9 protein-coding genes are annotated in these 11087 nt (G+C 72.5%); 1 reads left to right on the top strand and 8 read right to left on the bottom strand.

Going from position 1 to position 11087, the window contains the following annotated elements; all coding sequences use genetic code 11:
- Nucleotides 1-5: 5 nt before the first annotated feature.
- The 4 genes from OHB56_RS39875 to OHB56_RS39860 all read right to left on the bottom strand — a co-directional run bounded on the left by OHB56_RS39875 (nt 6) and on the right by OHB56_RS39860 (nt 4183).
- Nucleotides 6-2006 carry a dehydrogenase E1 component subunit alpha/beta gene (locus OHB56_RS39875; protein WP_351127759.1) on the bottom strand — a complete coding sequence of 667 codons (2001 nt, stop codon included), beginning with the start codon at nt 2004-2006 and terminating at the stop codon, nt 6-8.
- Nucleotides 2007-2282: 276 nt separating this feature from the next.
- Nucleotides 2283-2792 carry a MarR family transcriptional regulator gene (locus tag OHB56_RS39870; RefSeq protein WP_351127760.1) on the bottom strand — a complete coding sequence of 170 codons (510 nt, stop codon included), beginning with the start codon at nt 2790-2792 and terminating at the stop codon, nt 2283-2285.
- 21 nt (nt 2793-2813) lie between these two features.
- A complete protein-coding gene (locus tag OHB56_RS39865; RefSeq protein WP_326750894.1) occupies nt 2814-3008 on the bottom strand; it encodes a ferredoxin in 195 nt (64 codons plus the stop codon).
- Nucleotides 3005-4183: a CaiB/BaiF CoA-transferase family protein gene (locus tag OHB56_RS39860; RefSeq protein WP_326750895.1), complete on the bottom strand. Its 1179-nt coding sequence runs from the start codon at nt 4181-4183 to the stop codon at nt 3005-3007. The genes OHB56_RS39865 and OHB56_RS39860 overlap by 4 nt, the downstream gene beginning before the upstream one ends.
- A 72-nt stretch (nt 4184-4255) precedes the next feature.
- Between OHB56_RS39860 and OHB56_RS39855 the strand changes: the two genes are divergently transcribed.
- Nucleotides 4256-5377, top strand: coding sequence for an NAD-dependent epimerase/dehydratase family protein (locus OHB56_RS39855; protein ID WP_406358787.1), 1122 nt, complete (start codon nt 4256-4258; stop codon nt 5375-5377).
- A gap of 243 nt (nt 5378-5620) precedes the next feature.
- Here the strand turns inward: OHB56_RS39855 and OHB56_RS39850 are convergent, their stop codons facing one another.
- From OHB56_RS39850 to OHB56_RS39835, 4 genes are read right to left on the bottom strand one after another with little or no spacing between them, the layout of a single operon-like run.
- Complete coding sequence (locus OHB56_RS39850) at nt 5621-6037, bottom strand: TIGR03618 family F420-dependent PPOX class oxidoreductase (RefSeq protein ID WP_055630020.1); 417 nt, start codon at nt 6035-6037, stop codon at nt 5621-5623.
- The gene (locus OHB56_RS39845) at nt 6034-6978 is read right to left on the bottom strand and encodes a hydroxymethylglutaryl-CoA lyase (protein WP_406358785.1); all 945 of its coding nucleotides are present in this window, start codon (nt 6976-6978) and stop codon (nt 6034-6036) included. The genes OHB56_RS39850 and OHB56_RS39845 overlap by 4 nt, the downstream gene beginning before the upstream one ends.
- Entirely contained in the window at nt 6975-8990 is a 2016-nt protein-coding gene (locus tag OHB56_RS39840; RefSeq protein WP_326750898.1) for an FAD-dependent oxidoreductase, read from the bottom strand. The genes OHB56_RS39845 and OHB56_RS39840 overlap by 4 nt, the downstream gene beginning before the upstream one ends.
- Nucleotides 8991-9002: 12 nt before the next feature.
- Nucleotides 9003-11063: an FAD-dependent oxidoreductase gene (locus OHB56_RS39835; RefSeq protein WP_406358783.1), complete on the bottom strand. Its 2061-nt coding sequence runs from the start codon at nt 11061-11063 to the stop codon at nt 9003-9005.
- Between the last annotated feature and the right edge of the window lie 24 nt (nt 11064-11087).

Raw genomic sequence — 11087 nt, 5'->3', positions numbered from 1 at the left:
CCGGCCTAGACGGCGAGGATTCTGCGGATCGCGGCTTCGATGTCGCGCTGCCCGACCACCCACTGCTTCTCCAGGGCGGGGGCGTAGGGCGCGGGGGTGAAGGGAGTCCCCACCCGCACCACGGGGGCGTCGAGCGTCCAGAACCCCTCGTCGACGGCGCGGGCGGCGATCTCGGCGCCGATGCCGAAGTCGAGGACGGCCTCGTGCGCGATCACCAGCCGGTTGGTCTTCCCGAGGGAGCCCAGGACGGTCTCCCAGTCGATGGGGGCCACGGTGCGCAGGTCGACGACCTCGACCGAGATGCCTTCGGCGGCCAGCGACTCGGCGACGGCGAGGCTCTCGCGCACCATGCGCGAGACGCTGACGACGGTCACGTCGGTGCCCTCGCGGAGCACCTTCGCCTTGCCGATCGGGACGACGTGGTCGGGCGAGAACCCCGGGCCGGACTTCTCGTAGAGGAGCCGGTGCTCGATGACGACGACCGGGCTGTCCTCGTGGATGGCGCTGCGCAGCAGTCCGTAGGCGTCGGCCGGGGTCGAGGGCATCACGACCTGGAGTCCGGGGATGTGCGCGAGGAGCGCCTCGATCGCCTGGGAGTGCTGGGCGCCCGAGGAGCGGCCGGCGCCGAACTGGGTGCGGATGGTGAGCGGCACACTCACCTTGCCGCCGGTCATGTATCGCAGTTTGGCGGCCTGGTTCATGATCTGGTCCAGGCAGACGGCGATGAAGTCGGAGTACATGATCTCTACCACCGGCCGCATGCCGGCCATGGCGGCGCCCACGCCCGCCCCGATGATGGCGCTCTCGGCGATCGGGGTGTCGCGCACCCGGCCCGGGAAGTCGGCGGCCAGGCCGCGGGTCAGGCCGAAGACGTTGCCGCCCTCGCCCACGTCGATGCCGGCCACGAAGACCGACGGGTCATGCTCCAGTTCGTGACGCAGGGCGGCCTTGACCGCGCGGCTGTAGCGGACCGGTTCGGCGTCGGCGGGCAGCTCGGGCTCGGTGACGGTCCTGGTGGGCGTGCGGATGTACTCGAAGAGGTCGTCGGCCGACGGTTCCCGACCGGCTTTCGCGGCCTGAACGGCCCGCTCGATCTCCTCGGTCACCGACGCGTGCACGGCCGCGATGTCGGCCTCGCTCGCGCCGCCCGCCCGCAGCCGTTCCTCGGCGAGCAGGATCGGGTCGCGCTGGGCCCAGGCTGCGGCGAGTTCCTTGTCGCGGTACTTCAGCGGGTCGCCCTCGTAGTGGCCGCGGGCGCGGAACGTCACGGCCTCGACGAACGCCGGGCCATCGCCGCTGCGTACCGCCGCCACGATGTCCTCCATGGCGTCCGCCATCTCCGTCACGTCGTTGCCGTCGAGACGGTGGAAGGACATGCCGTAGGCGGCGGCACGGGCCTCCATGAGGCCGGGCGCCTTCAGATGGGTGCTGGAGAACTCGGAGAACTGGTTGTTCTCGCAGAGCAGGATCAGCGGCAGCCGCCAGTCGCCGGCGAGGGTGGCACCCTCGTGGAAGGCGCCGGTGCTGGTGGCCCCGTCGCCGAAGTAGCTGACGGCGACCTTGCCGTCGCGCCGCAGCAGCGCGGCGGTGGCGGCTCCGGCAGCGATCGGCACCCCGGCGCCGACGATGCCGTTGGCACCGAAGATGCCCAGCGCCGGGTCGGCGATGTGCATGGAACCGCCGCGGCCGTGGTTGGTCCCGGTCTCCCGGCCGAAGAGTTCGGCGAAGGCGCCGGAGAGGTCGAGTCCCTTGGCCAGTACGTGCCCGTGCCCCCGGTGGGTGGAGGTGATCACGTCGTCGGGCCGCAGGGCTGCCGCGGTCCCGACGGGCACGGCCTCCTGACCGACCGAGAGGTGCACGAACCCGCGGATCATGCCGTCGCGGTAGAACGCGGCGGCCCGCTCCTCGAACATCCGGATGCGCAGCATCTCGCGGTGGAGGTGGGCCAGGTCCGTCCGGTGTCCGGGGCTCGGGTGCGAACGGAGCTTCTCCTGGACGTGTGTCATCGTGCTCCCTGTCCTCGCGGGAATCGAATCGCGGCGTCCGTCCGTTGCGGACCGCAGTCGCGATCGGGCTCACTGTGACACAGGACGAGGGGCTTAAACAAGCATTGATTGGTTACTGGTGTGCGTAGGTTTCGGCGGGCTTTTCCGGCGCACGCGCGACGGTCGGTCGTACCGGTTCGCGTGAGCGGGCCGGCATGACGGCGTGACCGCGTGGACGGGCCCTGCGTCCGTCACAGTGCGAACCGACCCCGCCTCACGCCGTGGACCGGCTCCGCGTCACGGCGTGGGCTGGTCGGCCAGGCGCATCAGGAGGTGGCCGAGCTGCCGCTGCTCCTCGGGGGAGAGCACGGCGAACCAGGCCCTGTCCCGCTCGGCCTGGGCGCGCAGGCCCTCCAGGAGCCGGGAGGCACCCTCGTCGGTGAGCGAGACGAGCACCTGGCGGCGGTCGGTCTCGCTGCGGTCGCGGCGGATCAGGCCGTCGCGCTCCAGGGTGTTCAGGACGGCCGAGGTGGCGGCCCGCGAGGCCCCGGAGAGCCGGGTGAGCTGCCGGGCCTCGAGGGGTCCGGCAGCCCACAGCAGGTTCATGAAGCGGAACCCCGCCCAGCTCCAGCCCAGCCGACGGTGCACCGACTCGGCGTCCTGTCCGAGCCGGTTGAAGAACTTGGTCAGGTTGAAGACCAGGTCGGTGCGGTCGGCGGCGTCGGGCGGGACGGTGTCCTGCTCGACGAGCCGGGCCCGGAGGACGTCGCGGAAGGTGGGCTGCGCCTGGCCGTCGGGGGAGTTCACGCCGAGAAGGATAGAACCCACTCAGTCCTCGAGACGGATGGCCTGCTCGGGACAGGCCATGGCCGCGGTCTCGGCGTCCCGGCGCTGGTCGCCGGTGAGCTCGTCGACGAGGGTCTCGGCGTAGCCGCCGGCGTCGAGGTCGAAGACGTCGGGCGCCATCATCGCGCACTGGCCGTGGCCCACGCACTTGCTCGTGTCGATCACTGCTCTGGTCATCGGTGCTCCTTCGTCGGGTCCTGCGGTGCGGGGCCTGCACTCACCACACCCGTCTCGACGAGCCGGCCGGCGTCGAGCCCGAGGGAGGTGAGGATGTCGTGGCTGTGCTGTCCCGGCAGCGGCGGCGGCGTCGGGTCGTGCGGCTCGGAGCCCGAGAATCGGGGTGCCGTACCGGCCTGGAGGACGCCGTCGTGCCTGCGCAGCGACCGCCGGGACCGGATGTGCGGGTGGTCGGCGGCCTCGGTGAGGCCGAGTACCGGGGTCACGCAGCAGTCGGTCTGCTCGAACTCCGCCGCCCACGCGTCGCGGGTGCGGGTGGCGAAGACCGCGGCCATCCGGCGGCGCAGGTCCGGCCAGCGGGACTCGTCGAGCTGGTGACGCGGGTCGTCGTCGAGGCCGAGCCGGCGCAGCAGTTCGGCGTAGAACTTCCCCTCGCCCGCGCCGACGGCGACGTACCCGCCGTCAGCGCACTCGTAGACGGAGTAGAAGGGCGCGCCGCCGTCGAGGACGTTCACCCCGCGGCGGTCCTGCCACATGCCTCCGGCGTACATCGCGTGGGTGCTGGACAGCAGGTGGGAGACGCCGTCGACGATCGCGGCGTCGACGACCTGTCCGGTACCGCTGACCGCGGCCTCCCGCAGCGCGGCGAGGAGTCCGATGACGAGGTAGGTGGCGCCGCCGCCGAAGTCGCCCACGTAGTTGACCGGAATCTGCGGCGGCCCGCCGGCGCTGCCGATGCCGTGCAGGGCTCCGGTGAGGGCGAGGTAGTTGATGTCGTGGCCGGCGGTCGCGGAGAGCGGTCCCTCCTGGCCCCAGCCAGTCATCCGGGCGTAGACCAGCTTGGGGTTGCGGGCCAGGCACTCGTCCGGGCCGAGTCCGAGCCGTTCGGCAACGCCGGGCCGGAAGGGCTCGGTCAGCGCGTCGGCCCGTTCGACGAGCCGGAGGACGATCTCCACCGCCTCGGACTTCTTCAGGTCCAGGGCGAGGGACCGCTTGCCACGGTTGAGCAGGTCGAACCTGGGCTCGGCAGCGGCCTCGACCCCGCCGTGCGCGGCCCGCGCCCGGTCGACGCGGATCACGTCCGCGCCGAGGTCGGCCATCAGCATGGTGGCGAAGGCGCTCGGGCCGAGACCGCCGAGTTCGACGATCGACAACCCGCTCAGCGGTCCTGGCATGGCTCCTCCTGCGGTCTGCACCGATGCGGGGGATCAGTGGCGCCCACAGCGTAAACCAATTAGCGTATGGTTATGAAGTCCTCCCCTACCGCACTCGTCATCGGCGGCACCGGTCCGACCGGGCCGCACCTGATCTCGGGCTTGCTGGAGCGCGGGTACGACGTCGAGATCCTCCACCGCGGGGTCCACGAACCGCCGGGGCTGCCCGACGTCCGCCACATCCACGCCGACCCGCACTTCCGCGAGACCCTCGACGCGGCGATCGGCACCCGCACCTGGGACGTCGTCCTGGCCACGTACGGACGGCTCAGGACGGTCGCGCAGGCGTTCGCCGGGAAGTGCGGGCAGTTCATCGGGGTCGGCGGCGTCCCCGTCTACCGCGGCTTCTTCGAACCGGACGCCACCCGGCCCTACGGGATGCGGCTGCTCGCCCGCGAGGACGGCACCCTCGCCGACGCCTACGAGCCGGTGGCGCCCTTCGCGGCGAAGATGGTGGCCGCCGAGCGGGAGGTGTTCCGGCTCGGCGCCAAGGGCGCCTACGCCGCCACCATGGTCCGCTACTCCCAGATCTACGGGCCCCGCAACATCGTGCCGTGGGAGTGGGCCGTCATGAAGCGGATCGCGGACGGCCGGCGCCGGATGATCCTCCCCGACGCCGGACTGTGGATCGTGACCCGGTGCGCCGCCCGCAATGCCGCCGAGGTGCTGCTGTGCGCGGTCGGCGACCCGGCCGCCGCGGGCGAGGCGTTCAACGTCGCCGACGACGACCAGCAGACCACCCGCCAGTGGGCCGAGAGCATCGCCATGCTGCTCGGCGCGGAGATGGAGTTCGTCGGCATCCCGTCCGAACTCGCCCCCTCCGCCATGGGTGAGCTGCTCTCCCCCACCGCCCGGCCGCACGTCCTCGTCGACGCCTCGCGCGCCAAGCGGCTGCTCGGCTACCGCGAGGTCGTCACGGCCGCCGACGCCCTCGCCGAGACCGTCGCCTGGCTGACCGAGAACCCCGTCACCGCCGAGGACTACCCGACGTACAACGCCCGGTTCGACTACGCCATGGAGGACCGGCTGCTGGCCGCGTGGGACCAGGCCCGGGACCTCGTCCGCCGGCAGGCGCCGGACACCCCCGTCGACATGGCGCACCCGATGCCGCACCCCAGGATGCCGTCGCTTCAGGCGGACGCCCGCGGTCGCTGACCGGGGCCGTTCCGGTGCCCCGGGGAGTCGCCAGTGACGCGCAGGACGCCGGCGACTTCCCGGGGCGGCTGCGGGCAGGGCTCCGCGCCCGGTCGGCGACAGGCTGAACTCCGTAGCCGGTCCGGCGACAGGCAGGACCGCACGCCCTGGGCGGGCGACGCACGAAGGGAACCGGGCCCCGGGGTGACCGCGGGCTGGACTCCGCGTCACCCCGGGGCCCGGCAGACGCCGGCCGGGCCGGTCTCAGCCCGGCGTCAGATCCGTCGCGACGATCCGCCGCGGGCGGAAGGTGACCTTGCTGCGGGTCTCGCCCGGCGCATCCAGGTCGTGGAAGTCATGGCCGTACTTCGCCCCCGCCTCGGCCGCGAACGAGAAGTCGGCGTCGGGTTCGAGCTCGACGTCCGCACGGACCTCCAGCGTCCGGAACCTGTTCTCCGGGTCGATGACGAACAGCGTGGCCAGCGGGGTCCGCCGCAGGTTGCGGGCCTTCTGCCGGGCGTCGTTGAGCGAGATGCGGAAGAGTCCGTCACTCTCGTCGTAGTGGAACGCGATGGCCGTGACCTGCGGGACCCCACCCGGGCCGATCGTGGACAGGGTGGCGGTCATCGCCTTCGTCAGGTCGAGGTGACTGGCCGGGACCCGGGGCCGCTCGGACGTCATGACGCCTCCTTCTGCGGGAAACCGCCCGCCTTCGACACCATCGAGGGGACCTCCTTGCCGAGCTTCCCGCCGATGAACCCGGCGGCGTCGACCAGCGCCGGGACGGACAGGCCGGTGGTGACCCCCGAGCGGTCGAGGAGGTAGACGAGGTCCTCGGTGGCGATGTTGCCCGTCGCCCGCGGCGCGAAGGGGCAGCCGCCGATGCCGCCGATGCTCGAGTCGAGGATGTTCACACCGAGGTCCAGGGCGGTCACGGCGTTGGCGTAGCCCGTGTTGCGAGTGTTGTGGAAGTGCGCGCGCAGGGGCACGTCGGTCAATGTGCGGGCGGTGCCGAAGAGTTCGCGCACCTGATGCGGCACGCCCACCCCGATGGTGTCGGCCAGCGCGATCTCGCGGGCGCCGGCGGCCGACGCCCGCGCGACGAGAGCCGCGACCGTGTCGGGCGCCACCTCGCCCTCGAAGGGGCAGCCGAACGCGGTCGCGATCGTCACCGACGCCGGCATCCCGGCCGAGCCGGCGAGCCCGAGCACCTCCTCCACCATCGCGGCGAGGGCGTCGGTGGTGGCGTTCTGGTTGCGCAGGTTGAAGGAGTTGCTGGCGGCGACGACCAGGTTGATCTCGTCGACGCCGGAGTCCAGGGCGCGCAGGAAGCCGCGCCGGTTGAGCACCAGCCCGATGTACGACACGTCGTCACGCCGGGGCACCTGGTCCATCACCTTCTCGGCGTCGGCCATCTGCGGCACGGCGTCCGGGCGGACGAAGGAGACCGCCTCCATCCGGCGCACCCCGGCCGCGATCGCCAGTTCGATGAAGCGGACCTTGTCCTCGGTGGCGAGGATCGTCGCCTCGTTCTGCAGGCCGTCGCGGGGGCCGACCTCGACCACCTGGACCGGCCCGGCCGCCTCCTCCGGCGCACTCATCGTGCCCGACGGCTTCGTCATGCCCTTACCTCCGCTGTCGCGCCCCGCGCCGGACGTGCCGTGCCGCAGAGCTCCTCGATCCGCGTCGCCGCCAGGTACCCCTCCCGCACGGCGGTCCGGTAGGACCGCGGGAGGACCGCGTCGCCGGCGTACTCCACCGGGACCCCCAGATCCTCCGCCCAGGAGGGCCGGGACGGCGTCGCGCGGGTCACCATCACCACCAGGCCCGCATCGTGCGTGGACACGGTGTGCCCGAGGAGGTCCTCGATGTCGACGGAGGCCGTGGTGATCGCGACGACCATCGACAGCGGCAGCGCCGTGAACCGGCCGTGGGCGCGCAGCCGGCCGAGCGCCGTCGACGCGCGTCCGGTGGCGTCCACCGGCAGTCCGACCGAGGCGAACGGCGTGACGAAGGTGACGTGCGCACCCGCCTCGACGAGCAGCTCGGCCACGCCGAGCGCCTCGTACTCACCGATCTCGTCGACCACGACCGCCGTCTCGGGGACGGTGGTCAGCGCGAGGACGTCCCGCGAGGACACCACGTGCGGCAGGTCCGCGCCCGCCACGGTCGCACCGGGCCGCGCCGTCTGGCGGGCCCCCTGCCGCGGCACCGATCCGGTGGCCGCGACGACCACGTCGGGCACGGTGGCGAGCACCGTCTCCGCACTCGCGCGCGTGCCGAGCCGTACGTCGACGCCCGCGCCGCGCACCTCCCGTTCGGACCAGGCGATCGCGTCGAGCATGCCCGGCGCGTTCGGCATCGCACGCGCCGCGCGGCGGGCGATGCCGCCCAGCTCCTCGGTCTCCTCGAACAGGGTCACGGTGTGCCCGGCCAGGGCCGCAGCGCGGGCGGCCTCCAGACCGGCCGGGCCGCCGCCGACGACGGTGACCCGGCGGGCCCGCCGGGTGGGATGCGGCAGGTCGGTCGTGGTGCCGGCGCCGGGCAGGGACGGGTTGACGGCGCACCGGACCGAGCCCTCGGTGATGATCGAGCGCTGGCACTCGTTGCAGCCGATACAGGGCCGTACCCGGGCGGCCCGGCCGGACATCGTCTTGCGGACCAGCTCGGGGTCGGCGATGTGGGCCCGGGTCATGCCGATCAGGTCGGCAGTGCCCGAGGCGACGGCCTCGTCGGCCTCCTCCAGAGTGCGGTAGCGCCCGGTGACCAGGGTGGGCAGCGTCAGACCGCGCGACGGCAGCTCGTTCCAGGGCAGCTCGTAACCGGCGGGCCGTTCCATGCCGCCGGTCATCAGCGGGAAGGCCTCGGGGGTCCGGCCGCCGAGCGAGAACCCGACGAAGTCGACCAGGCCCCGGTCCTGCAGAGCCCGGCCGATCGCGAGCATCGCCTCGGAGTCGATGCCGCCCGGACCGATGTCCGCGCTCAGCCGCACGCCCAGCACGAATCCCGGCCGTGTCGCGGCCCGCATCCCCTCCAGGATCTCGGCGAGGAACCGCAGGCGGTTGCCGAAGCTCCCGCCGTACCGGTCCTCGCGCCGGTTGTAGAGCGGCGAGAGGAAATGGTTGACCAGGTAGTGGTGGGCGCCGTGCACCTCGCAGCCGTCGAGCCCGGCGTCCGACATCACCCGCGTGGCACGCACGAAAGCGTCCTGGATCTCCTCGATCTCGGCGTGCGTCATGGCCCGGGCCGGGGCCCCGTTGAGACCGTCGTTGTCGGAGGCGGAGAACGCCGGACGGCCGTCGGGCAGCGGCGGTGAGGCCGCCCCGCCGTGGTTGGCCTGCCCGATCAGCACGGCCCCCTCCGCGTGCACGGCCGCGGCAAGCCGGGCCAGACCGGGCCCGACGTCGTCCCGGTAGAGCCGGTACGACGCGGGCCGGTACGTCGGGTGCACGGCGCCGGCCTCGGTGATCAGCAGGCCGACGCCGCCGCGCGCCCGGGCGGTCAGGTACTCGACAAGGGTGTCGGAGACCAGCCCGTTCTCGGCGTACCCGGTCATGTGGGCGGTCGTCGCGACCCGGTTGCGGACCGTCAGCGGCCCCAGGCGGAGCGGCGAGAGCACGTGCTCGAGTGCCATGATGCCCTTTCGTCAGACGGAGCTTCCGCCGGAGTAGCGCACCCACGTCGCGCGCTGCCAGCCCTCCTCGAACCGGGCCGCCGCCAGGGAGCCCTCGGTGATCGCCGGTTCCAGGGTGCGCGGACCGAGCGCGTCGCCGATGACGTACAGCTCGGGGATGTCCTCGAGTTCGGCCGTCAGGGCGTGGGCGGGCACCGCGCCGGACATGAACACGAAGGTGTTCACCTGCAGTTCCTGGATCCGGTTCGGGGCGGCGATCGGTGCGACGGTGGCCCTGCCCGGTTCGACGGCATGCACGAGGGTGCGCGTGTGCAGCTCGTAGTCGCCCTTGTACAGCTCCTCGGCGTGCGGGCCGGCGGCGTAGTCGTAGGCCACCGGGATGTTGGCGGCGAGGTTCGAGAAGCGGGTGACGTGGTGCACCTGGTGGCCGGCCAGGACGAGGGTGTCGGCGACGTCGATGCCCTCGTAGTGCCCGAGTTCGTCGACGAGGAGTACCGGACCGGTGATCTCGGCGCCGTTCAGGACGTCCCAGCCGGTCAGCACGTCGACGCCGGCCTGACTCGCCGGGGCGTCCGCGGGCCGCCATGCCTGGAAACCGTCCCGGCGTGGGGTGGCTCCGGTCGCGACAACCACGCGGTCGGCGCCGATGGCGTCCACCGCCTCGCGGGAGTCGAGCGCGGAGTTCAGGACGACCTCGACGCCGAGGCGGGCCAGCTCCGACTCGTAGTAGGGCAACAGCGAGGCCACGTCGGAACGGGACGGGGACTTCTCGATCAGCCTGAGCTGGCCGCCCAGCCGGTCGGCGCGCTCGTGCAGGACGACCCGGTGACCGGCCAGCGCGCAGGAGCGGGCGGCCTCCAGGCCGGCCGGGCCGCCGCCGATAACCAGGACGGTGCGGCGGCGCGGGCTGATGGTGAGCACGTGGTCGCCGCGCTTGCTCTCGTGACCGCAGGCGGGGTTGACGACACAGCCCATCAGGCCGCGGCTGGTGAGACCGCCGGCGCACGCCTGGTTGCAGGAGATGCAGGGGCGGATCTCCTCGGCGCGTCCCTCCTGCGTCTTCTTGACCAGGTGCGGGTCGGCGATGAGCGCGCGCACCATGGAGACCATGTCGGCCTCCCCGTTGCGCAGGATCTCCTCGGCGTCGTGCAGGGACAGGACGCGGCCGGTGACCATGGTGGGGAGCGTGGCCTGCTTGGTGATCTCCCCGGTGGCCTGCCTGACCATGTAGTTCCGCGGTTCGCGGGTGACGCCGATCAGCTTTGACCGGCGGTAGTGGCTGCCGTAGGAGACGTTGAGGTAGTCGACCAGGCCCTCGGCCTCCAGCCGCCCGATCACCTGCCGGATGTCGTCGCCCGTGGTCATGTGGTCGGCGCCGTCGGGCGAGAGCCGTACCCCGACGACGAAGTCGGGGCCGACCCGGTCCCGGACCGCGCGCAGTGCCTCGACGAGGATCCGCGAACGGTTCTCCAGGGATCCGCCGTACTCGTCGGTGCGGTGGTTCGTGGCCGGGGAGAGGAAGGAGCTGAAGAGGTAGCTGTGCCCGCCGTGCAGTTCGACGCCGTCGAGGCTGGCCTGCCGGACCCGGCCCGCCGCGGCGGCGAAGCCCTCGACGACCTCGTCGATCATGTTCTTGGTCATCGGGTGCGGCACCAGGCCCAGAACCGGGTCCGGCACTGCGGAGGCCGCCCAGGGGGCCGAGCCGTCGTGCGCGTAGAGCGTGGGGCCGCCGTGCATGAGCTGCTGGAACAGCTTCATGCCCTCGGCCCGCACGGACGACGCCAGGTCGGCGAGGCCCTCGATGATGTCATCGGTGGTCAGGTCCAGGAAGCCCGGTGAGCTCCAGTGGACCTGACCGCCTTCGCCGAAGCTGAGGGCGACGCCGCCCCGGGCGCGCTCCATGTGGTAGGCCTTCAGGGTCTCCGTCACCGGGCCGCGGGCGAAACCGGTGCCGTGCGCGGACCGGACGATGCGGTTGCGCAGCGTGACGTTCTTGATCGTGAGCGGCTGCCAGACCAGGTCCAGCTCCCGCTCGGCCTGCTCGGCCTGTTCATGAAGATGCTTGGCGCTCACGTACGTCCCTCTCGTGCCGGGTCC

Origin of the sequence: Streptomyces sp. NBC_01635, from assembly GCF_045209715.1 — a bacterium.
GTDB classification, from domain to species: Bacteria; Actinomycetota; Actinomycetes; order Streptomycetales; family Streptomycetaceae; genus Streptomyces; species Streptomyces hirsutus.
The sequence above is the reverse complement of the archived record's forward strand: the minus strand, read 5'-3'. Positions and strand labels throughout refer to the sequence as shown.

Excerpts from the sequence above, each read along its gene's own strand:
- OHB56_RS39855 (WP_406358787.1), top strand. The coding sequence starts at position 4,256 with ATGAAGTCCTCCCCTACCGCACTCGTCATCGGCGGCACCGGTCCGACC.
- OHB56_RS39840 (WP_326750898.1), bottom strand. The coding sequence starts at position 8,990 with ATGGCACTCGAGCACGTGCTCTCGCCGCTCCGCCTGGGGCCGCTGACG.
- OHB56_RS39860 (WP_326750895.1), bottom strand. The coding sequence starts at position 4,183 with ATGCCAGGACCGCTGAGCGGGTTGTCGATCGTCGAACTCGGCGGTCTC.
- OHB56_RS39875 (WP_351127759.1), bottom strand. The coding sequence starts at position 2,006 with ATGACACACGTCCAGGAGAAGCTCCGTTCGCACCCGAGCCCCGGACAC.
- OHB56_RS39845 (WP_406358785.1), bottom strand. The coding sequence starts at position 6,978 with ATGACGAAGCCGTCGGGCACGATGAGTGCGCCGGAGGAGGCGGCCGGG.
- OHB56_RS39865 (WP_326750894.1), bottom strand. The coding sequence starts at position 3,008 with ATGACCAGAGCAGTGATCGACACGAGCAAGTGCGTGGGCCACGGCCAG.
- OHB56_RS39850 (WP_055630020.1), bottom strand. The coding sequence starts at position 6,037 with ATGACGTCCGAGCGGCCCCGGGTCCCGGCCAGTCACCTCGACCTGACG.